Annotated in this window: 19 protein-coding genes and 2 tRNA genes; 1 reads left to right on the forward strand and 20 read right to left on the reverse strand. The window is 56.9% G+C overall.

Features of this window, described 5'->3' with window-relative positions; genetic code table 11:
• Positions 1 to 100 precede the first annotated feature (100 nt).
• On the reverse strand, positions 101 to 283 hold the full coding sequence (locus ACH2ED_RS04700) for a hypothetical protein (protein WP_395089051.1): 183 nt from the start codon (positions 281 to 283) through the stop codon (positions 101 to 103).
• A gap of 99 nt (positions 284 to 382) precedes the next feature.
• Between ACH2ED_RS04700 and ACH2ED_RS04705 the strand changes: the two genes are divergently transcribed.
• Complete coding sequence (locus tag ACH2ED_RS04705; protein WP_395089052.1) at positions 383 to 643, forward strand: hypothetical protein; 261 nt, start codon at positions 383 to 385, stop codon at positions 641 to 643.
• 133 nt (positions 644 to 776) lie between these two features.
• On the opposite strand, the gene smc is transcribed toward ACH2ED_RS04705, so the two are convergent.
• The 19 genes from smc to ACH2ED_RS04800 form a co-directional block, all read right to left on the reverse strand.
• On the reverse strand, positions 777 to 4373 hold the full coding sequence (gene smc, locus ACH2ED_RS04710) for a chromosome segregation protein SMC (protein WP_395089053.1): 3597 nt from the start codon (positions 4371 to 4373) through the stop codon (positions 777 to 779).
• Positions 4374 to 4619: 246 nt separating this feature from the next.
• Positions 4620 to 5633 (reverse strand): Gfo/Idh/MocA family protein, encoded by a 1014-nt coding sequence (locus tag ACH2ED_RS04715; RefSeq protein WP_395089054.1) that lies wholly within the window; start codon positions 5631 to 5633, stop codon positions 4620 to 4622.
• A complete protein-coding gene (locus ACH2ED_RS04720; RefSeq protein WP_395089055.1) occupies positions 5630 to 6382 on the reverse strand; it encodes a ThuA domain-containing protein in 753 nt (250 codons plus the stop codon). The genes ACH2ED_RS04715 and ACH2ED_RS04720 overlap by 4 nt, the downstream gene beginning before the upstream one ends.
• A 60-nt stretch (positions 6383 to 6442) precedes the next feature.
• Positions 6443 to 6817, reverse strand: coding sequence for a cytochrome C oxidase subunit IV family protein (locus tag ACH2ED_RS04725; RefSeq protein WP_395089056.1), 375 nt, complete (start codon positions 6815 to 6817; stop codon positions 6443 to 6445).
• Between the two features lie 10 nt (positions 6818 to 6827).
• On the reverse strand, positions 6828 to 7790 hold the full coding sequence (locus tag ACH2ED_RS04730; RefSeq protein WP_395089057.1) for a cytochrome c oxidase subunit 3: 963 nt from the start codon (positions 7788 to 7790) through the stop codon (positions 6828 to 6830).
• Complete coding sequence (locus ACH2ED_RS04735; RefSeq protein ID WP_395089058.1) at positions 7787 to 9538, reverse strand: cbb3-type cytochrome c oxidase subunit I; 1752 nt, start codon at positions 9536 to 9538, stop codon at positions 7787 to 7789. The genes ACH2ED_RS04730 and ACH2ED_RS04735 overlap by 4 nt, the downstream gene beginning before the upstream one ends.
• On the reverse strand, positions 9535 to 10593 hold the full coding sequence (coxB, locus tag ACH2ED_RS04740; RefSeq protein ID WP_395089059.1) for a cytochrome c oxidase subunit II: 1059 nt from the start codon (positions 10591 to 10593) through the stop codon (positions 9535 to 9537). The genes ACH2ED_RS04735 and coxB overlap by 4 nt, the downstream gene beginning before the upstream one ends.
• Before the next feature lie 21 nt (positions 10594 to 10614).
• On the reverse strand, positions 10615 to 11517 hold the full coding sequence (locus ACH2ED_RS04745; RefSeq protein WP_395089060.1) for an SCO family protein: 903 nt from the start codon (positions 11515 to 11517) through the stop codon (positions 10615 to 10617).
• Positions 11517 to 11954 (reverse strand): hypothetical protein, encoded by a 438-nt coding sequence (locus ACH2ED_RS04750; protein WP_395089061.1) that lies wholly within the window; start codon positions 11952 to 11954, stop codon positions 11517 to 11519. The genes ACH2ED_RS04745 and ACH2ED_RS04750 overlap by 1 nt, the downstream gene beginning before the upstream one ends.
• A gap of 2 nt (positions 11955 to 11956) precedes the next feature.
• Entirely contained in the window at positions 11957 to 13174 is a 1218-nt protein-coding gene (locus ACH2ED_RS04755) for a hypothetical protein (protein ID WP_395089062.1), read from the reverse strand.
• The gene (locus tag ACH2ED_RS04760; protein ID WP_395089063.1) at positions 13175 to 13852 is read right to left on the reverse strand and encodes a c-type cytochrome; all 678 of its coding nucleotides are present in this window, start codon (positions 13850 to 13852) and stop codon (positions 13175 to 13177) included.
• 11 nt (positions 13853 to 13863) lie between these two features.
• Entirely contained in the window at positions 13864 to 14424 is a 561-nt protein-coding gene (locus ACH2ED_RS04765; RefSeq protein WP_395089064.1) for a DUF3341 domain-containing protein, read from the reverse strand.
• Positions 14424 to 15851, reverse strand: coding sequence for an NrfD/PsrC family molybdoenzyme membrane anchor subunit (gene nrfD, locus ACH2ED_RS04770; protein ID WP_395089065.1), 1428 nt, complete (start codon positions 15849 to 15851; stop codon positions 14424 to 14426). The genes ACH2ED_RS04765 and nrfD overlap by 1 nt, the downstream gene beginning before the upstream one ends.
• Positions 15852 to 19064, reverse strand: a complete 3213-nt coding sequence (locus tag ACH2ED_RS04775) for a TAT-variant-translocated molybdopterin oxidoreductase (RefSeq protein ID WP_395089066.1) — start codon at positions 19062 to 19064, stop codon at positions 15852 to 15854.
• Positions 19065 to 19073: 9 nt separating this feature from the next.
• Entirely contained in the window at positions 19074 to 19829 is a 756-nt protein-coding gene (locus ACH2ED_RS04780) for a cytochrome c3 family protein (RefSeq protein ID WP_394795613.1), read from the reverse strand.
• A 97-nt stretch (positions 19830 to 19926) separates the two neighbouring features.
• Entirely contained in the window at positions 19927 to 21804 is a 1878-nt protein-coding gene (locus ACH2ED_RS04785; RefSeq protein ID WP_395089067.1) for a heme o synthase, read from the reverse strand.
• Positions 21805 to 21925: 121 nt separating this feature from the next.
• The gene (locus ACH2ED_RS04790) at positions 21926 to 22735 is read right to left on the reverse strand and encodes a prephenate dehydrogenase (RefSeq protein WP_395089068.1); all 810 of its coding nucleotides are present in this window, start codon (positions 22733 to 22735) and stop codon (positions 21926 to 21928) included.
• 64 nt (positions 22736 to 22799) lie between these two features.
• A tRNA-Tyr gene (locus ACH2ED_RS04795) sits at positions 22800 to 22880 on the reverse strand.
• Positions 22881 to 22906: 26 nt separating this feature from the next.
• Positions 22907 to 22978: transfer RNA gene (locus tag ACH2ED_RS04800), tRNA-Thr, on the reverse strand.
• Positions 22979 to 22986 lie beyond the last annotated feature (8 nt).

Consider the following 22986-nt stretch of genomic DNA (forward strand, 5'->3'; position numbering starts at 1 on the left):
CCCAGTTTTCAGGCGTTTGCCCAAGTTTGCTATGAATGCTGAAAATGCCTTTCCCATCTACGAAATGACTCAGCCCTTGATTATAGGGATTTCCATACATTTAGATGTGTCGCACATATCTTGCCAAATGCGGTTCCCCTGCCGTCCCCGCCAGCCCCACCAGAATTCCATCCGCCGTGAGCACGGCAACGGCTTTCGTGTCCATAAAGCGCGACCACTCATTGACCGACTGAAGCACCTTCCACTGCGTCTCAACTGCCTGCGAATCTTTCTGAGCTTGCATCCCTCAATCCCCCTACTAAAGTCTGGAACACTTCAAACTTCGTGTTTGCTAGCCATCGAGGCAATTATACTTTGATATACTGAAAACGAGGAAAACGAGATGAAAACCGATGAAACCGCCTTGCGTGGGAAGGCTCTCTACCAAGAACAGATTCGCGAAAAAGTGGAAACTCAGGAAAGCCTTGGCAAGATCGTCGCCATTGACATCGAAAGCGGGGACTACGAAGTGGACAGTGATCTTTTAACGGCAAGTCGGCGGCTACGAACGCGCCACTTGTCCGCTGTTATCTGGGCCGAACGCATTGGCTACAATGCTGTCTACGCAGTGGGTGGCACCCGAACCCGAACCAGTACACAATGACGGGCGCAGTTCAAAACCTACAGGCATGCCTAACCGTTATTTTGCGCTTGCCCCAAGAACAACAAGTCGCACTAGAATTTGTTGTAGACACGGGCTTCGAGGGCGCACTAGCTCTCCCCTTGGAAACCATTGGTTACTCCACAGAAGGCGTTTCGGGAGTCGGAGCGGCCTCAGGGACGCGCATGGAGATGCCGCGGCTCACACCGGGCTCCTGCATGGTGACGCCGTACCAGAGCGGGGCGGCTTCCATCGTGGTGGCATTGTGTGTGATGAGGATAAACTGGCTCTCTTGACCAAACTCTCGCACTAAATCGGCGAACTTCTCCACATTGGCGCCATCAAGCGGCGCGTCCACTTCATCGAGAACGCAGAACGGGGCGGGGCGGACTTCTAAAAACGCAAAAAGCAGCGCGGTGGCCGTGAGCGCACGCTCACCGCCCGAGAGCAGCGAGAGGTTCTGACGCTTCTTGCCCGGCGGCTGCGCGAGAATATCAATGCCGGTCTCCAGCACATCGCTCGGATCGGTCATTACCAAATCCGTCGAGCCGCCCCCAAAGAGCCGGGTGAAGAACTTCTGGAACGCGACATTCACTTTATCGAACGTCTCCGCAAACACGCCGCGCGTGGAGTCATCAATTTCGGTGATCGTAGAGAGGAGCTTGGCCTTGGCATTGTCCAGATCGGCTTTTTGCTCCGTGAGGAACCGAAAACGCTCCGAGACCCGCTCGTACTCTTCGATGGCTCCTAAATTAACGGTTCCCAGCGCGCGGATCTCGCGACGCAGGCGAGCGATCTCCTGTGCGACATCTTTTTCAACGGGAGCGCCGCCGGTGAGCGCGACGGCGGAGTCTGGGTGCAGATCGTACTCATCTTGCAGGCGCTGGCCGACCGTCTCTGCCTGCGTTTCGACACGAGCGGCACGCAAGCGGGCCTGCTGGCCGCGCTCTGTCGCAAATCCAATCGTGCGCTGTACTAAGCGAATGCGCTCGGTGAGCTGAAAGTTCTCGTTCACTAACGCCTGGCGCCGCTCGCGCCACTTTTCGACCTCAAGAGCGGCTTCGTCAAGAGATTTTTTCGCGATGTCGCGCTCGCCGGCACGTTGGACCGCTTCGGCATCTTCCGTAGTGATCACTGTCTCCGCTTCAACGGCACGGCGGCGACGCTCTTCGCCCGTGATCGTGGCGCGCAAGGCCCCCTCTTTGGCACGCTTGGCATCGCGCGAGAGCCCTACCACGCGCTCCCGCAGGCTCGCCGCTTCCGTGGCAATCGTCCGTGCCTGATTGCGCGCTTCGTCGCGGCGCACCATGAGCGACGCCTGACGGCGCGTGAGCTCCTCGCGGCTGGCGAGCACCGACTCATCGGTTCGGTCAGCGTCCTCGATGGCAGCAGAGAGCGTCGCTTCCCGGCTCGCATCCGCCTCCCCTGAGGCCGCAAGCTGTCCCGCGCGTGTCTGGAGCTGAAGCGCCTCTTTTTGCAGCCGTTCCGTCTCGGTTTTTTTATTTTGGACACGGCGCTCAGTATCCAAAACTACCTCACGCGCCCGCTGGATCACGCTTTCGGCCTCGCGCACGGCTTGACGAGCGGCCTCACTTGCGGTCCGCGCCTCGGTTTGTTGGGTCGCGATGCGCTCCAGAGCCACTCGCCCCGCCTCGACAGCCTCACCAAGCTCCCCGATCTCCCGTTTGCGCGAGAGTAAGTTTGGCCCCTGCCGCCCGGTACGCCCACCGGTAATTGCGCCCGTGGGCACCACAAGCTCACCACTGAGGGTCACAATCCGTGCCCAGTCCCGCTCGATCTGCCGTGAGACCTCGGTGGCGGTGTCTAGATCCTCAACCACTAAAACACGCGCCAGATGCACGCGAACGGCAAGCGAGACATCGTCGGAGAAACTAATCAGCTCCGCAGCGGAGCCATAGACGCCTTTGAACTTCTTTGCCGCCGCCCGAAGCGCCTGGGGAACCGGCTGGTCGCGTAGCTTATCCAGCGGCAGAAACGTGGCGCGTCCGCCTCGGGTCTCATGGAGAAAGCGAATACCCGCCTTAGCCTGTAGCTCGGTGTCGGTAATAATGTCCTGAAGGCTTCCCCCTAAGGCAACCTCAATGGCGGTTTCAAACGTAGCAGGAACTTTGATGGCATCGGCAAAGAGCGTAAAGCGCCCCGGGATTTTCCCCTCCGCCGCAGCGGTAAGCACCGCACGCACACCCGTGAAGTAGCCTTCCTGCATCGCCTCGGTCTCTTCCAGCACTCTCAGGCGGGACTCGGAACCAGCAAGCTCTCGCTCTTTGCTTCTGCGCAGCTCTTCGAGCTGGGTTACCGCTTCAACCGCAGCTTTGAAAATGGGTTCGGCGACCCTCTCCAGTGCCAATCTAGCATCGGATTGCTCTTGCTTCTGAGTCTCCAGTGCCTCCGCAAGCTGGGATTGCTCCTTGAGAGTGTTCGCGACTTCTGCCGCACGCTGGCAAGCTCGCTCGTTAGCGTCGCGAATCTCCTCTCCACGTCTGAGGATACGCTCCCGAAGACTATCTCGCTCGGCTTTTTGTGCGGCGAGCTTCCGCGCCAAGCTTAGATAGTCCGCCTCCTGGCCGGCGAGCATTCGGGAGAGCTCCCCGAGTGCTTTATCCGCCTCACGCGCAACACTCTCGGCATCGGCGAGGGCTTTCGTCTTTTCGGCCAGCCCTGTCTCGGCGCTCTTCGCCTCCGTTTTGAGTGTCTCGGCCTCGGTGGCAAGGCGCAGCTTATCCGAGTCGAGTGTCTCAAGATCCGTCGCCAGAGACTCCAGTGTCTGCCGGGCACTTCTCTTGCGCTCTTCGGCGAGGGCGATCCGGCTCTCCAGACGCTCCACCTGCGTCATCGTGAGCTGCTGGCGAATACGTGCCGCGTCCATCTGGCTCTCGGCATCCGAGATGCGCTGTCCCAAGCCGAGCGCACTTGCCTCCAGCTCCTCGGCTTCGACACCAAGCGCCTCGGCCTCTTTCTTCGCCGCCTCGACGGCTCTCTCTAGCTCCGCAAGCTCGTCTTTGGCACGCTTGTAGTCCGCCGCAAGCTGCCCGACCTCCACGGCACGCAGCCGTTCGGTGAGCGCATTGTGCGTCCGCGCCACGTCGGCCTGCTGGCGCAGGGGCTCGACTTGGGTGTTCAGCTCCCCGAGAATATCCCGCACTCGGATGAGGTTAATCTCGGTGTTCTCTAGCTTGCGCTGCGCCTCGCGCTTCTTCACCCGGTACTTCTTGATGCCCGCCGCTTCCTCAAAAAGCTCACGCCGATCCTCGGGCTTGGCGGAGAGAATCCCATCAATCTCGCTCTGATTGACAATGGCGTAGGCTCCTCGGCCCACCCCCGTATCGGTAAATAAATCCGCGATGTCTTTGAGCCGACACGCCACTTTATTGAGCAAAAACTCGCTCTCGCCGCTGCGATAGATTCGCCGAGTAACACTGACTTCGGAGAAGTCTAAGGGCAGAAACCGATCTTCGTTGTCTACAGTGAGCGTGACTTCGGCCATGCCCATCGGCTTGCGCTTGGACGAGCCTGCAAAGATCACATCGCGCGCATTCGTTGCACGCAGATTTGAGGCTTTTTGCTCCCCCAAACACCATACCAGCGCGTCGAGCAGATTGGACTTGCCCGACCCATTAGGCCCGACAATACACGTCACGCCGGGGACGAACTCAATCTCCGTCTTATCTGCGAACGTCTTAAAACCATGGAGGGTCAACCGCTTAAGGCGCATAAACGTTGCATTCTATCATCGTCAGACAACAAATGACGGTATAATTTCTTTAATGAGCTAACTATGCGACAACAGGAAAAACAGGCTCTCCCCTTGACTTGGGCACAAAAGACACTTCTGCTCCTGCCTGCGCTGGTGGGAGTCCACATCGCCGACTACTACGAAGACGCCAACTGAGCGCCTAATAAAATTAGGCATGGGCTTTGCGGCGCTTGCGCCACTGTAGACGCTGATTTCAATCGGCGGTCAGACGGTGATCTGTACCCGTTTGCCCGTCGTGGCGGACTCGACTGCACCAAAGACCATTGCGAGGCTCTTGATGTTATCGTGGCACTCGCCCATGGGAGTGGCTCCCGTGTCCAGAGCGTGCAGAAAATCCTCAAGGCTCCCCGCGATGCCGCCGGAGACTTCCTCCGTGATCGGCTCCTCTAGGGCTTCGGTGGCGTGGTGGAACCCCTCCGTCCCCGTGACTTTTGCGCCCTTGAGCGCACTATGCCCATCCCAGAGCGCCGTGCCGTGCGCTCCCACGGTGCGCCAGTCGCACTCCCAGCTAGAGTGCAAGCCCTCTGCACACCACGAGCCACGGTAGGTGAAGCGCAGCCCGTTTGCCATCTCGAATAAGCACGTCGCCGAGGCAGCGCCCTTGTACCAGGACCACGCAGGGTTAAACTCCTCCGCATAGACCGACACGGGATCAGCCCCGGAGAGAAAGCGTGCCTGATCGAAGCTATGAATCGCCATATCAAGAAGCAAGACATGCTCCATCTCGTCGCGAAATCCCCCGAAATGTGCTCCAATATAGAAGTCCGCGTTGAGGATTCCCAGCGGCCCACAGGTCTTTTCGATCAGTCGCCGGTAGGCCATGATGCGATTGTCGTAGCGGCGCGACTGGCTCACCATGTAGAGTTTGCCAGATTTTTCGCTCGCCGCCACCATCGCCCGCGCCGCCTCCATCGAGTGCGCCATCGGTTTCTCGCCAATCACCGGAATGCCGTGTGCCAGCGCCGTAAGCGTTACGTCATGGTGGGCTTCCGGGATGGTGACGTCCACTACAAAGTCGGGCTGAGCCTCGGTGATGGCCCGCTCTAGCTCCATGCCCGTCCACGCTACACTAATGGCGTTCTTCTCAGCGGCGGCGGCGGCGGCCCCTTCTCGAATATCCACCCACCCCACAAGAGTCACTTGATCGGCGTGTGCGGCAAGGTTCTTCGCCCAGCCCTGGCCCATGCCACCCGCGCCCACAAGCAGTGCCTTCCTCAAGACTTCTTCTCCCAACCCAGATTGGGATTTGTCTCAAACCAGCCCTTGACAGCATGGGGACAGCCCCGAATTCCAAAATCTGTGGTAGGAGCCGCCCACTTTGCCGCGTTAGCGATCACACGGCGAATCTCCGGCTGGAAGTAAATCGGATAGGTCTCGTGGCCCGGCGAGAAGTAGAAGACTTTGCCACGCCCACGATTCCAGCAGCAGCCTGAGCGGAACACTTCGCCCCCGCCGTAGCTAGAGATAAAAACCAGCTCATCGGGCTGGGGAATATCGAAGAACTCTCCGTACATCTCGGTCAGTGGAACAGTAAAGACCGGCGGCAACCCCTCAGTGATCGGGTGTCCTGGTCGCACCGTCCAGACCCGCTCCAGATCGTCGTCACGCCAGATCAGGCCACAGGTGGTCCCCATGAGCTTTCGGAAGATCTTAGAGTAGTGCCCCGAGTGCAGCACAATCAGCCCCATCCCCTCTAAAACACGCTTGTGAACCTTCTCAACAATCGCATCCTCAACTTTGTCATGGCCCATGTGCCCCCACCAGGTCAGCACATCTGTGCTATTGAGAATCTCATCGGTCAAGCCATGCTCAGGCTGATCAAGGGTCGCCGTCCGAACAGTTGCATTTTCCGCAAGTAGCTCTCGCAGACCATCCGCAATAGCATTGTGCATCCCATGAGGATAGACCTTTTGCACCGCCTCGTGCTGCTGTTCATGGAGATTCTCTCCCCAAACGGTAACAGTCATTGTTTATTGTCTCCAAATAAAAAGCCCGGCACAAATATGCCGGGCTTAGGTAGTTACGCACTAATAACGAACAAACGGTTTTTCCCAACCTCCCTGGTGCGGGCGATTCTGAGAATCAAGGAAGACACCCGCCATGAGCATCAGCCAGATAAAGCCCAGCATTGCCCAGAGGAAGGTCAGCTTAGTGCTCCCTTTGACATTCATGAAGTTGCGCACAACCAAGTAGGCTTTAGCCGTCGCCACAATCATGGCAATCACAAAGTTCAGTCCTATTAAGCCACTCGCAGCACTCAGATCAAAGTAATAGAGTACCACTGTCACAATTAATAGAACAAACAGTATCGCATAAGTCAGCCAATAAAGCGCGGGCTTGGGATGGTGAATGACCTCAACTGCCGGATGAACCGGGCTGTGTCCGTGTGTATTATCTGCCATCGTCTTTCCTTTACGAGATCAGGTACATCAGCGGGAACAGGAAGATCCACACGATGTCAACAAAGTGCCAGTACAGCCCTATCATCTCCAAGGGCATGTAGTCGTCCACACACGGGTGCTTCTTCCAGTAGAAGAGTATTAGTAGCCCCATCATCACAATTCCCAATGAGACGTGGATTCCGTGGAGCCCGGTCATGGAGAAATAAATGCTCATGAACAGACGTGCATGATTCGACTCAGACAAGTAACGCGTGTAGGCCGCATCAGGCACCGAGAATGCAATCGTGTCGCCAGGTACAGAGGTCAGCCGTTGATCGATCCCCGAAGCAAGCTTCCTGGTCTGTGTCGCAGGAATCTCCAAGCCCTCTTCCGAGAGTTTCGCTCCGGCTTTCTCCGCGTCTTTCATCGCCGTCCAAGCAAAGTTTGCGCGGGGATTTTCGTGACCGCCTCCGTGACCGGCGGCATGCTCCGTCTTGAGAATATACAGCGCACGGGCGTAGTTGAAGTTCCGGTCGGGGTAGAGGCCCTCATGGAGTTTGTTGGTGTACTCAAAGTACTTGACCACCATAAAGATCAGCGCACACCCAACCACTGTAGTCAACCAGAGGATTGTCTTGATCCGCTGCCCGATCTGGGCATTGTAGACTGCCAGCACCATAAAGAGTGAGCTGGTGAGTAGTACGGTGGTATTGATCGTCCCCAGCCACGGAAAACCATTGTGCATCCCAAGCCAATTGTACTGGAGCAGAAACTGATGGGCTTCCAGGTAGGTATTGAAGTACATGACTCGGTAGAGTGAGTAGGCCAGAAACAGTCCCCCAAAGAACATAATCTCTGTTACCAGAAACGACCACATGCCCACCAGGTAGCTCTCATTTTGCTGATCAATGTTCTCGTACTGCATCGAGACGCGCTGACCAGCGCCGTGGGTATGCTCCCCACCCGCGTTGGGCTCTAGAGCGTGCAGACTCATACGTGCGTTTCCTCTCGAACGGGAGCGATCTTCTCTGTGTCGTGATCGTGGGCATGGTCCAGGACATCGTGGGCAGGATGCTCACCGTAGTACTCATACGCTTCCCAGGTCACGATGGGGATCTCCAGGAAGTTGTGCGTGACAGGTGGAGACGGGATAGTCCACTCCAGCCCGACAGCTCCCCAGGGGTTCGCCAGCGCTTTGGGGCCCTTGAACCAGGACCACATCAAGTAGCAAGCCGGCATCATGAAGCCAATACCCAGAACCGTGGAGCCCGCTGTTGAGGCAATGTGCCAGATCTGATACTCAGGGGCGTAGAAGTGGTAGCGGCGCGGCATTCCTAGATATCCCACAATGAACTGCGGGAAGAAAGTCATGTTAAAGCCGACAAACTGAATAATAGCGCTTAGTTTTGCAGGAAACTCGGGATAGAGCCGCCCTGTCATCTTAGGCCACCAGTAGTGCAGCCCGGCCATGAAACCAAGTAGTGCACCTCCCACCATGACATAGTGGAAGTGCGCCACCACAAAATACGTTGCTGTCAGGTGGATATCCATTGCCAGGGCCGCCAGAAACATTCCGGTGAGCCCACCAACAACGAAGAGGCCAATGAAACCCATGGCAAAGATCATGTGGCTGGAGAGTTCAACACTTCCCTTGAAGATTGTCGCAATCCAGTTAAACACTTTCACGGCGGAGGGCACTGCCACTAGGAACGAGATGATCGAGAAGACCATGCTGGAGTACATAGACTGGGCAGTGGCAAACATGTGGTGGCCCCACACGACAAAGCCAAAGGCCGCAATCGCCAGAGATGACATCGCGACAAACTCATAGCCAAAGATACGCTTTTTACAGTTAGCAGCAATAATCTCATTGATGATTCCTAGTGCGGGAAGCATCATGATATAGACCGCAGGATGTGAGTAGAACCAGAACATGTGCTGGAAGAGAACGGGATCACCTCCCAGCTCAGGCGAGAAGAGCCCGAATCCCAGAGTGCGCTCCACAAGAACCATGAGTAGGGTCACCGCCACAACGGGCGTCCCCAGCATAATAATAATCGAGGTCGCGTAGATTGCCCAGACAAACAGTGGCAGACGAAACCAAGTCATACCCGGAGCACGCATCTTGTGCACCGTGACGATAAAGTTTAGCCCCGTGAAGATAGAGGAGAACCCCGCGAAAAAGACCCCCATCAAACACAGCGCCACATTGCCATTAGCATAGATACTAGAGTAAGGCGTGTAAAACGTCCACCCAGTATCCACTCCCCCTGAGAACAGCGAGATCAAGATCATCGTGCCCCCTGTCATGTAGACGTACCATGACAGCAGGTTCAGCCGAGGAAAGGCGAGATCACGCGCTCCGATCATCAGCGGAAGTGCAAAGTTAGCGAGAATCGCGGGCACCGCCGGGACCAGGAAGAGGAACACCATGATTATCCCGTGTGCCGAGAACACCCGATTGTAGGCCTCACTGGAGAGAATCTGCCCCTTCGGAGCGGTCAGCTCGAAGCGTACAAGTCCCGCTGCCAGTCCACCCAACAAAAAGAAGGCGGAGACAGAGAAGAGATAGAGAAGCGCAATGCGCTTGTGGTCTACCGTCAGCAACCAGGATTTGATGGAGTGATCCGTGTTGATGTAGTTCTCATTATCAACTCCATAGGGGCTCTCCCTATGAGCCGCGCGGGCATGATCATGAGATGCTGTCGGGGTATCGTGGCTATCCAGAGTGCTTACGCTCATCTGTATTGTTCTCCTCCGTACATATAGCGGAACTGCTGGTTGTCCGTATCCGCCGGGATAGACTCCTGCGCGGGAGCGCCCGATTGCGGCTCTTCCTTTGTTCCCATTGTCTTAATATAGGCATTGACAGCCAAAACGTCGCCCTCAGAGAGAACCCCTTTGTACGATGGCATCCCCTGCGGCCAACCTGCCAGAGCGAACTCATCAGGGTAGAGAACGGCATTGCGCAAGTAGGCATCGTCTGCGTTCACGACCTTGCCATTAACAAGCTGGCGACTCTTCCCAAATATTCCCATCAGAGACGGGCCACGCTTGGCAGCATCCGAGCCGGATCCTCCGTGACAGCCCAGACACTGGTACTTCTCGTAGAGCCCTTTGCCCTGCTGCGCCAGTGACAGAGCGCCGCGTTTGGACTCGATACCACCAGGACTGACAGCGCGCGTCCCGCCACTGGCGGCCCACTTGTCGTAATCTGCACGGCTCATCACGTAGACCCAGCCCCCCATCTCGGAGTGCTGCGTGCCACAGTACATGTTACAGTAGATATGGTACTTTCCAACTTTGGTAGGCTTTACCCACATCTGAGTGTACTCACCAGGCTGTACCTGCCGCTGCATCCGAAACTCGGGCACGTAGAAGGCATGAATGACATCCTGTGAGATCATGGTGAACTTCACGGGTTCGTCCACAGGAATATGGAGCTCGTTGTTCTCCCGAATCCCGTTCGCGTGCTGCATGTGCCACATCCACTGTTTGCCAACCACAAAGATCTCCTTGGCGTTCTTTGGCGGCTGGTAGACCTCGCCAAAGAGCTTAGCCGCCCAGACAAAGATCCCCAAGCCCAGCACAAGCGCAGGCAGAGACCAGGCGATCTCAAGCCCCGTATGGTGATCCACAGGATTTGAGCGATCGACATTGTTTCCTCGCTGGTAACGTGCTACCAGGAAGATCAGCAGCCCCATCACCAGAACGGTAAAAATCACCGTTATAGCGACGAGCACAAAATAGAGCACATCCACATTATTTGCGAACTCCGATGCTGCCGGAGGACGCATAGGCATTTCACCCATCGGTAATCAAGCCTCTCTGTTGGACGCCTTTGTTGCGGCGTCTCCACCCGAAGTTCGGGTCAACTGTTGCTCCCGGGCATCTCGCCGGAAGTTGATAATCATAAACGATCCCAGTGCTAAGACGGTCAGGGTTCCCAGAACCTGGACAATCCGAAATGCTGCTAGACCGTACGTATTTCGCTGTGGGTCGTAGAAGTAGCAGAAGAGAAGGATCTTTTCTGAGACATTTCCGATATGCCCTCTTCCCGCTTCTGTAAGCGAGAGTCGAACATCCTTTGCCAAGTAACTCACACCGAAGTGATAACGCGAGATTTTGCCCTGAGGCGTCGCCACAAATGTCGCACTCGCGTGGGCATACTGATCCGTCTTGGCATCGTAAACATATTTATAGCCTAACACATCTGCCACTGCCCGGATATTTTTTTCATCGCCGGTCAGGAAATGAAACGACTTCTCCGCACCCGCAAGACCCAGTTTACTAATGTACTCTTGTTTCTTGGCGGACGCGATCTGTGGCGTCTCCCGAGGATTGATAGAGATGACAACGATCTCAAAGTCGCGCCCGATCTGGTACCCCAGTCCCGGCTCGTGCATCACGGAGATCATGCCATCCACCATCATCGGACAGGTTCCCGTGCACTTGAAGAACGGCAGCACTAACCAGACTGGCTTCTTGCCAAAGAATTCTTTTAGTGCAACGGTTCGCCCCAGCTCATCGTGGAATGTAGCCGTCAGCGGAAGTGCTTTATCCAGGTTCTGGTCAATAGCGACATCACGCGCCGCATTGATGCTCGTGTCAAAACGTGGCTGTGAGCCAGACGGTGCCTGCTGCGACTGCCCTTGAGCAAATGCAGATGGCACGAGCGTTCCCGACGCCGCTAGCAGGGCCAGCAAATTGCGCCGTGACATTAGTGTTCGCCTCCGACGTGCTTCGTGGCTCCCGTATAGTCCCCACTTCCAGGAAAGGAATGGCCTTCCTCTTTTGGGGCTTCACCGGTCACGCCCGAGATCCCTCGTGCCGCCAGTGTTGCCTTTGCCTTCCTTAACCCCTCGTGCTTCCCCTCCTCGGAGGCCTTGAAGATTTCCATATCGAGCTTCGGATCCGCTTGCACCTGAGGGTACGGGGGAGTGCGCGGCGCGGTGACGAAGGCAGGAACATCGCGCTCTAGCTTCTTCCAGTCCGGCGTGAAGAGCGGGTAGAAAACAAACTGGATCAGGATGATCGAGACAACGACAAACATTGCAAAGATGGACATCCAGCGGACAATGGCAGATAGGTTTACATCCCGGTGGTCGTAGCCTAGCTCAGGAATCGTGCCCTCGTTAATATCGTTTGAGCCATGCATAGTTAGTGCGCCTCCAGAGCGAGCTTAGTGTCCTGAAGCCGAGTGTCGTGCAGCGGCAAGAGCTCATTTTGTTTCAAGTTTCGAACAAAAAATATCAGCCAGACACCGCCGAGGAAAAGCAAGGCGGCAAGATCAATCCAGATTGTCGAGAGAACCACAGAGGGGCCCTTGAAGAACGGCACGACTTGCCACCAGACATCCACGATGCGGAAGCAGAAGATCCAGCCCGCGACCCAAATCAGAAGCTCGGGAGTGCGCTTGGCCTTGCCAGAGAGCAGGGCGAGAAACGGGCCAAAGAACTGGAACACGACAATTGCCAGCCCAACAAAGACCAAGGGGCCTTCAAAACGCTGGACGAAGAAGACGATCTCCTCGGGCAGGTTCCCCGACCAGATGATCAGGAACTGCGAGAGCGTAAAGTAGCCAAAGATCATCGTGAAGCCAAGCATCATGTTGCCCAGGTCTTTGGTCAGTACCGGATTCACCGCAGCAGCGTAGGGGCGCTTGGTGCGCATCAGTAGTGTCAGGAATGTCCCGAAGGCGATCGCCATTAGAATCCCGGTTGCCATGTGCCAAGCCCCATAGAGCGTGGAGAAGAACATCGGGTTTAATGACATTAGCCAGTCCGTGAAGGCGAATGTCAATAAGATGACGTGCAGGACTCCCATCGGGGGAGCAAAGCTACGGCGTGCTTCCGCCAGGCTCTCGTCCCGACTTGCATCTTGTGCCTTCGAAGAGGCGTTTAGTCGGCTTAATGTCCATATCCAAAAGGTAAAGTAGACAATGGCGCGAATGAGCCACGCGGTCGGGTTCAGCCACTGCTGCTTCTGAATAGGTAGTTTCTCTAAGAACGCGGGATCGGCCCAAGGGAAGTAGGACTTATTCACCACAGTCGCAATCGCAATGGGAATAAAGAAAGCGGCCATAAGTAGCAGGTTTTTGTTGCCCGCCTCCATTACCTTCAGGATAGAGAGACTCCACTGTGACCGAATCGTGTGGTGCAGATAGGTCATGGTCGCACAGCCCAGAGTCAGTGTGAGCCAAAAGATAAATCCGAAGTGGTAGGCTCCCGCAAAAACCTTGTGCCCCGCGCTCTGATCCGAGAAGTAGCCTGCCGCGAGAGCCGCTCCTCCCAGTATAAACATTCCCGTCGCGATATTTCCTAGTTTAGTCAGCGTGGGAAGCGCCGAGGGAGCTTCTGTTGTTTGGTGTTCGCTCATTTAGTTTGCGCCTCCCTGAACCGTATCCGCTTGCTCCTGCATTATGGCCTCTTTGGTCGGAGCCTTAGCCACAGCCCCCCCCTTCGAGGGCTTAGGAGCCTCGGCAACGGGTACGGACTCGGGAATCGTGCCACCAGCGAGTTGGAGCGCACGAACATAAGCGACAACCGCCCAGCGGTCGTTGTAGTCCTGGATGCGCGATGCGTAGCCGTACATCGCCCCTTTACCGTGGGTCAGCACATCGTAGATGTGGCCATCCTCCACTTTCAAGAGGCGCGGCTGGAGGAGAGTTGAGGGAAGTTTCTGCCAAAAACCCAGACCACGCTGCGCAATAAAGCCGTTGCCATTGCCTGTCGTGCCATGGCACGGAGAACAGTACACGATATAGCGCTGTTCGCCACGATCCAGCATTGCCTTCGGGCCACCGAAGCTCTTAACTGCCTCAGCGGGGATACGCGCGATAAGCTTCGTCCCCTCTTTGCCTGTAGTATAAGCATCGTCGGTGCGCAGCTTGCCCCGGGCAATTGTCCCCTCGGGCATCGCGCGGCTCGCCTGGCGATCCGTGTAGAAATCGCTCTCGTAGTAGGCCTTCATCTTGGGCTGCTCCCACATATCAATATGACAGCCGGAGAGTAGCACACTCCCTCCCAAGATCATCAGCCCCAGTGTGTATCGCATGCTTAGTCTCACTAGCGTGCTACCTCCGCAACATTCAGGGCACCCAGGCCGTTGAGAAATGCCGCTGTCTCATTGGGTTCGTACTTCGGGTCTTTCGTCTCGATGCACAAGAAAAAGCGATCCTGGCTTGCCCGGTCAAAGTTCGGGGCGTTGAAGATCGGGTGGTGCAGCCGTGGAAGCCCATTGAGCGCCCACTGCGAGATAAATGTCGTCAAGCCCGTACACAGAACCGTGCACTCAAATGTAACGGGGAGGAACTGTGGCCACGTGTTGAGTGGCTTGCCCCCAACATTGAGCGGATAGTCAATCACCGCAATATAGTACTGGAGCCCAAAGCCCAGTAGGCAGCCCGTAATTCCCCCAAAGAAGGCAAACCAAGGAACACGATCGTCGGTGCCATTGGGGAGCGACTCCGCCAGTCCATGAATCGGAAAGGGTGAGTAGGCATCGGACTTAGAGTATCCCGCCGCCGTCGCTCGTTTCGTTGCCGCCAAGAGTTCATCGGCGGAGTCGAACTCCGCCACCATCCCATAGATAGGGTTCTCTACTGGCCCATGACCGTGTCCTGCCATTAGTGGACCTCCTCCACATCATGCGTATGCTCATCAGAAGCGTCATGACCGAATGTATGTTGATTCTTGTGCAACAAGTCGCGCATCTCAACGATATTGATGAAGGGCAGTACCTTGATGAACATAAAGAGCAAGAAGGTAAAGAAACCCATTGTCCCCAGGAACAGTAGCCAGTCCCAGATGGTTGGCGAGTAGTAGCCCCAGGAGCTAGTCATGAAGTCACGTGTGAGCGACATCGGGATAATCACGAAGCGCTCCAGCCACATCCCCACACCAATTACCAGTGAGGTAACAAAGAGGAAGGGGACATTCTTGCGTAGCTTATGGCTCCAGAGCGCCTGCGGCCAGATGCCGTTGCAGAAGATCAGTGCCCAGTAGAACGGGGCGTACGGGCCGGCAAATCTATGGTTGACGAGCGCCAGCTCATAGACATTGCCTGAGTACCAGCCGTAGAAGATCTCCAGAACATAACCGTAGAAGACGATCAGGCCCGTTGCCAGCGTGATCTTTGCCATCCAGTCGAGGTGCTTCTCGGTGATGAAGTCCTTCAGACCGTAGAGAGCACGCAGCGGCAGACCGAATGTCAACACCATCGCGAATCCTGCAAAGACGGCTCCCGCGACGAAGTACGGCGGGAAGATAGTCGTGTGCCAGCCGGGGACGATACTCACGGCGAAGTCGTAGGAAACGATGGTGTGTACCGAAAGAACCAGCGGCGCGGAGATTCCCGCGAGGATGTTGGTCGCCTGCTCGTAGCGGAACCAGTGCTTCGCACTTCCTCGCCAGCCCAGCGACGCAACCCCATAGAGTACTTTGGCCCAGAGGCTCTGGGAGCGATCACGCAGGGTCGCAATATCAGGTACCAGCCCAAGGAACCAGAACAGTACGGAGATGGTGAAGTAAGTAGACACCGCAAAGACGTCCCACTCCAGCGGCGAGCGCGTCTGCGGCCACATCCCGAGGATATTCGGGTACGGGAAGAGCCAGTAGTCGCACCAGGGACGACCGGTGTGCAGTAGCGGGAAAAGCCCCGCACACATCACAGCGAAGATCGTCATTGCCTCGGCGAAACGGTTGATGGAGTTACGCCAGGACTGACGCATCAGCAAGAGAATCGCTGAGATCAGGGTTCCGGCGTGACCAATACCAATCCACCACACGAAGTTAATAATGTCCCAGGCCCAGCCCGTCGGCTGGTTGTTTCCCCAAATACCTGTTCCTCGCAAAATTAGCCAGGTGATCGCCATCAGCATGACGTTCAGCCCGACAAAGCCGATGGCGGTTACAATAAACCAGACCAACGGCGGACGCGGGTTCAGGACAACGCGTGCAATGATATCTGTGACAGACTCATAGTCGTGCTCGTTGTCAATAAAGTTTTCGGGGATGAGCTGAGTGCGCTTCCCGCCCATCGGTTCCGTTGCCATCTAGTGCCCTCCCTCCGCCGCCACTGTTTTTACCAGCGCGGGGTTCGGGTTCTTGATCTTCGCCAGATATGTCGTTCGTGGCCGGGTATTGAGCTCGGCTAGGAGCGAGTAGTCATGTGGCTGTTTTTTGAGTAGGCTCACCTTGCTCTTGGGATTATTAATATCTCCAAAAACAATCGCCTGAGTGGGACAGACCTGCTGACAGGCCGTGATAATCTCACCGTCCTGAATCTCACGCCCCTCTTTTTTAGCGTCAATACGGACATCGTTGATGCGCTGGACACAGTAAGTACACTTTTCCATCACACCACGACCTCGTACGGTCACATCGGGGTTCGGGAGCATCTTCAGAACGGGCTTCTCAAAGAAGTTAAGCGTCGTCGGCCCGCCCGCTCCCTGCGTCCACTTCAGGAAATTGAAGCGTCGCACTTTATAGGGGCAGTTATTTGAGCAGTAGCGGGTTCCCACACAGCGGTTGTAGACCATCTGGTTGAGGCCTTCGTGGCTGTGCACGGTTGCGGCCACGGGGCAGACCGGCTCACAGGGGGCTTTCTCGCACTGCATACAGGGAATCGGCATGAAGTGGCTCTGGACATTCTCCAGATCCGCCGACTCAAAGTAGTGGTCAATGCGAATCCAGTGCATCTCGCGGCCCGCCGCCACCTGATCTTTTCCGACCGTCGGGATGTTATTCTCCGCCTGACACGCAATCGTACAGGCATTGCAGCCAATACAGGTGGTCAGGTCAATACTCATCGCCCAGGCATTGAAGCCTTTACGCGAGTACTCGGGATACATCGAATCCAAGCCCTCTTTGTTGACCTCGGTCTTGACATTTGGGTTTTGATCCACGTACTTCCAGTGGTTGCGGCCCAGCCCAAAAGCATGGTCAGCGGGAATCGTCGGCAAGTCAACGGCATTAACCGTATGCTCCCCACCGTGCTCTTCCTCATGGGCAGCTTCCCCAGCACGCTCGGGCTCTGCATGATGCTGCTCATGCATCCGCCCCTTGGTCTCGACAAAGTGTGCGAGGGTTCCCGAGCGGACAATATCGCGGTTCTGGTGCTCCGTCACATGAAGCGCCTCGGTGACACCAAACGGATCGCTTGTCTCGGAGCGCATCAGGTGGTGCGGCTGCGTGTAGGCAAGCTGGTAGCTCTCGTTGGTGACCTTCACCGTTGCCCCGACCGCATGATTCAGTGCTCCACTGCGGCGAAGTGGGTAGACATCGAAGCCCTGTTTCTCGCAGACCACGCCACCACGAGTCCGTCCATAGCCCAAGTACAGTGTGACGGTATCGTCGGGCTGTCCGGGCTGAATCCAGGCTGCGACTTTTATCGTCGCCCCCCCGACCGTTACCTCGATGAGCTTTCTGCCAGAGTACTGCGCGATATTGACCGCATCGTTGTTGCCTTCCGCGCTGATCAATCCGAGTTTCTTGGCAGTTCGTGGGGAAACAAGAGCCGCATTGTCCCAGACAATAGTGGTCAGGGGCTTGGGCAGCTCTTGTAGCCAGGTATTATTCGCATAGCGTCCGTCCCAGATTGTCGGATCAGGGCGGAAGTTCACTTCCAGGCCAGGCGATGCGGGTGGCCCTGGCAGGCTGGCGAGCAAACCCGCTGCCGCTGTTACGGTAATCGCCGGGCTGGCACTTCCTGCAACCACCCCATCGTGCACGGCCTTGCGCCAGCTGGCTTCGCTCATCGTGGCGTAGTGCTGACGCAGCAACTCCATACCCGTGATCGGCTGCTCCAGGAGCAGCGCGAGCACTTCCATAGCCGTTTGGGTGGCATAGAGCGGCTCGACCAGCGGCTGCTGGAGGCCGACCGTACCATCGTGGGCCTTGAGATCCCCCCAGGCTTCCAGACCATGCGACTCGGGCAGAGTCCAGTGCGAGATCTCTGCTGTCTCATCCAAGTAACGAGAAAGATGGGCACGCAGAGGACACTTCTCCGAAATATAGGCATCACGAAGCTTCAGATCAGCGGGCGCATCGTAGACGGGGTTGCCGCCTAGCGTGAGAAGGAATGTCACCTTGCCGGCAGCTAGATCGTCAGCCAGAGCCTTAATATCACTGGCCTGATCGGTGACCTTTGCCTCAATCGGCGCATGGTAGGTCACGCTCTTGCCGCTTGCCCCAATAGCTACATTGAGCGCGTGGGCGATAGCGTGAACTGCGGGCGACTGCTCGTCTCCGGGAATCACGACTCCCCCGCTCTTAAGATCATCAGTCAGCGCACTAAGAAATGCTTCGTCCACGCCTGCCGGGAGCTGTCCCGCTCCACTGCCGGTTACTTTTCCGTAGAGAGTACGAGCAAAGCGCTCAATATCCGTGGGTTTTACCGCCGCGCGATGGTCCGATGACGCGCCCGTGACGGTGGAGCTACTCTCCACCGTATAGAGGCGGTTCATCTCTGTTTTACCATCACGCACACGGCGCCCATCGGCAAACTCACGGGCGTAGCGGACGGAACCGGGCAGCGTTACCAGAAAATCAGCATCCAATGAGAGGACGGTTTTGGCCTGGTCCAGGTGGTAGACCGGGCTGAGCGGCTTACCAAACGCAAGCTGCGTCCCCTGACGGACATTGTTCTGCGAGAGCGGCTCCCACTGAACCCACTTCGCGCTGGGGTACTTGCTCAGGAACTTACCGATCTGCGCGGCATACGTCGGACTCACGACCGTCGGAGTTACCAGGCGAATTCCCGCTCCGCCGCTCCCTGCCTCTTTCTTGAGAACAGGCCGTGCGGTGGCAAAGAACTGATCCCAGCTACGAACTTCCCCGCGCTCGATCACGGACTGTGAGCGCTCCGGGTCGTAGAGGCTGAGGAGCTCCGCTTGTGTCCAGATATCGGTGGCACCCAGGCTTGAAGGATGTTCGGGGTTGCCCTCGATCTTGACGGGGCGGCCTTCGTAGGAGCGCACGAGCACCCCGACTCCCAGCCCACGGCTCTCTAGCGTGGTGGCATAGTAGAGCGACTGTCCGGGCACAAGCTGTTCTGGAGCGCGGACATAGGGCACGGACTTGACATGAGGCATGATCCGGCATCCGGTGAGCCCAGCCAGCGCCATTCCGGCACCCGTGAGCTTAAGAAAGTCCCGGCGATCCAGATCCAGTAGCGTGGAGCGGTTTGGAAACTCTTCGTCCACCCACTGCGCGTACTCTTGCGTCTCCGCCAGCTCGGCGTAGGATTTCCACTGTTTGGTCTTCATAGTGTTTACTTAGTGATGGCAAACGGCGCAGTCGGAGAGCTGCTCCTTCTTGATATTGTATTCCTTGACGAGCTTCTCGCCCTCAGCGAGCTCCTTGGCGTTGCGGACATACTGATCACCCACCATCAGCGACTGCTCTTCTTCCGTCAGTCCCGCAATGGTCTCGTGGCCTTCACCCTTGGTCCCCGTCTTGCCCTTGCGAATTTTCTCGTAGAGGCCAAAGACAAACTCAGGCTTGTTGACGTACTTCTCGGGGTGGCGGTGGCAGTCAAGACACCAAGTCATCTGGAACGGACGACCTTTGTAGGCCATCTGCATCGCCTGAACGGGGCCGTGGCAGTTGTTACAGTTGACGCCACGCTTTAGGTGGATTGAGTGATTAAAGTAAACAAACTCAGGCACCTTATTCAGGGTGATCCACTTCAGGGGGACGTTCTTTTCGTAGCTCTCACGCACCGGCTCAAGCAATGGGCTGTTGGACCAGACCTGTGAGTGACACGACATACAGGTGTGGGTGGCAGGGTAGCCAGCCTTGGCGGATTTTTCCACCGACGTATGACAGTAGCGACAGTCCAACCCCAGCTCCGTAACATGGTGCTCGTGCGAGAACGGCACCGGTTGCTCGTAGGGGATCCCCACCTTAGTCACGTAGGGGGAGCGTGTGAACTGCGAAATAGTGATCATGATCGCCAGCGGAGAAGCTGCGAGGCCCATAACGGCCATTTTGACGATCACATTACTGCTAGGTGCGAAAATATTTGGCATGGATACTCAGTCCCGACCGGCTAGAACTACCGGCATAACTGCGAGGCATAAAATGCCCGGCACTTTGTACACGATTTCACGAATTTCGTCAAGCATTTTAACTCTGTCCAAACCGGGCATCTACTGCCAGTGCGAGGAAAAGTAAAGCGAGATAAAGCATGGAATATTTATAGGCTTTCAGTGCCGAGAGGCGATCTGCCCCGCGACGCAGCTTCCAGCTCTGCTGTACAAGCATTGCGCCCAGCGCCACCGCAGGGATCGCGTAGAGCCACCCTGCCAGACCTTGAGCCACCGGCATCAACGACACACCGACGGTGATAACTGCATAAAGAATAATCTGGGTGACGGTCTTTTTATCGCCCACCACCGCGGGTAGCATCGGCACCCCGACAGCGGCGTACTGGTCTTTGATCAGCAACGCAAGTGCCCAGAAGTGCGCCGGAGTCCAGACAAAAATAATGGCAAAAAGATACCAGGCCAGCGCTCCCTTTAAGTCACCCGTCACGGCGGCCCAGCCCACCAGGGGTGGGAAGCAACCTGCCGCTCCTCCAATAACGATATTTTGCACGGTGCGCCGCTTGAGCAAGAGCGTATAGACCACCACGTAGAACACGAGCCCGCTCAGGCTCAGCATCGCCGTGAGCAAGTTCGCCCCCAGCCAGAGAGTGACAAACGAGGCAATCCCCATGCACAGCGCGAAGGCCAGCGCCTTGTCCGCAGGAATTGTGGCTGTTACCGTGGGACGCTTGGCAGTGCGGGTCATCTTGGCATCTATGTCGCGGTCAATCACCATATTAAAGGCATTCGCCGCGCCCGCCGAGCAGTATCCCCCAACAAACAGCACGAGAAACAAGCCCAGCCCCGGCCAGCCCCTAGCCGCCACAAAGGCCGCGGTGAGTGTTGTAAAGAGCAGAAGAGAGATCACACGCGGCTTGGTGAGATTTAGATAGTTCCGCCACGCAGGTAGAGCCGTAGCCTGCGCGACAGGCTGTGGCTCGGGAATGTCTTTACCGGCGGAGAAGATAATGTCCTCGACATGCACAACCCCATCCACACTAGCGGAAAAAGCTAGAAGTGTCAGGGTCACCCAGATCAAGTCAGCAAACATCAGGTGGATCACCTGCATCGCCACGGGGGCACGAAACCAGACATTGGTCAGTCCAACCAGAATCTCCGCCAAAAAGAGCCAGCCCAGCGCCCCCGCCCAGCGCCGTGACTCCGACGAGGGCCGCAGGTGCGCAACCAGCCCCGCGATCAGTATCAAGTAGAGCCCCACGGAGCCCGCAATGTAGGGATGCCAAACACGCAGCTTCAGTAAAAACGGAGCGTTGGCGGCCGCAGCGAGGCGCATCACTTCTTCATGGCTACGTGCCGGAAAGAGCGTGTCTCCCAGTGCCGTGATCGCTCCCGAAACCCCCAGCACCAGCATCGCTAGAAACGCCAGCCCGAGCGCCCCACTCACTGAGCCTTGAGCAAAAAGCCGTACACGCGCTTTGCCGCTCGCGTACCAGGCCGTCAGGGTAAGAGACGCGAGCAAGAAAAATGTTGTGCAGAGGTGCACCGACATCGCCACCGCACGCCCCACGGAAGCGTCTTTTTCGACATAGCCACGCTTGACCAACACAGCCCCGAGCAGTGCTTCGACAATAGTGAGTACGAGGACGACGGGCGCGGCGCGGCGAATGTAGTGGCCACGCGGATAGAGCAGAAACGCTCCCACAACAAGCGCCAGCACCAACAAGCCGTCTAAAGCGGAGACGGCGCGGTGCGTAAACTCAATGATCGTATGCAGACTTGGTGCGACAGGGATGATCTCCCCCTTGCAGGTCGGCCAGTGCTGGCCACAGCCCGCACCAGAGCCCGTTGCCCGCACGACGGTTCCCACCAAGATCACCAGAAGGTTAAAAACCAACACCACCCACGCATAGCGGGCAAAGGCTGGGTTCTTATGGGAGGTGTTCTTCTGGGTGTCCATTTCGCTTCAGAGAGTATAATACCGCACACTTTTGGTCATCCCCCATTCGACAGAGCCGAGTTCGTGAAAAAAATCACGAATTTTTTTGGACTTATAAATAAGAAACACTTATGTTGAAAAGCTAACCACGCCAGCCTTTACGCAAGAGTTCTTCCAGGCCTGCTGCATCTTCCGCATCCAGCGCCTTGAGCATGCCGTCCAGCGCCCCGATACAGCGGTCCAGTGCATCGCCCAGCGCCTTGCGGTTCATCAGGCAGATTTCCCGCCAGAGCTCCGGGTCGCTGCTGGCCACGCGCAGAGCCTCTTTCAGTGAAGGCCCCTCCAGCTTAGGGCTCGCTCCCACGGTGGACGAGAGTGCGTAGGCCAGCAGGTGCGGCAAGTGGCTGGTCGCAGCCACGGCTGTATCATGCTCCTCGGGCGACATTGTTACGACACGTGCGCCTAGCCCCACCACAAGTGACTTCACTTTCTCTAGCGCCTCGGGGCGCGTGGAGCCATCGGGAGTCAGCGCCCAGCTCGCGCCCTCAAAGAGATCGGCGCGGGCAAACTCCATGCCGCCCCGCTCCCCCCCCGCCATCGGGTGCCCGGGCACGAACATGCCCCTGAGCGCCTGACCCGCCAGCGCAATGGGTCCCTTGACCGACCCGACATCGGTGACGACGGCTTTCTCCGAGAGTGAGGGGCCCAGACGCGCGAGCTCGGTGAGAATGGCATTGACGGGACAGGCGAGAATCACCAGGTCGGCACCCGCAATCCCCATCCCGAGCGTGTCGGTACACTTCTCCACGGCACGCCGCGTGGTCGCCTCGGCACGCGTGTGAGGGTTAGTCTCGACTCCCACCACTTCCCTGGCAAGCTTGCGCTCGCGTGCCGCCAGACCAATGGAGCCGCCAAGCAGCCCGACGCCAACAATCGTTATTTTCTGAAACATAGCTGTTCTACATTCTGGCAAAAAATAAGGGCGCTGCATAGTGCAGCGCCCTTATCTTTTTTTATGGGCCGAGCAGGATTCGAACCTGCGTAGCTCGCGCGACGATTTTACAGACCGCCTCCTTTAACCACTCGGACATCGACCCAAACTCTGTCCATTTCCCTAAAACGAAGCCGACGACAGGACTCGAACCCGCGACCCGCTGTTTACAAAACAGCCGCTCTACCACTGAGCTACATCGGCAAGCTCGC

Source organism: Armatimonas sp. (assembly GCF_043757465.1).
Taxonomy (GTDB): domain Bacteria; phylum Armatimonadota; class Armatimonadia; order Armatimonadales; family Armatimonadaceae; genus Armatimonas.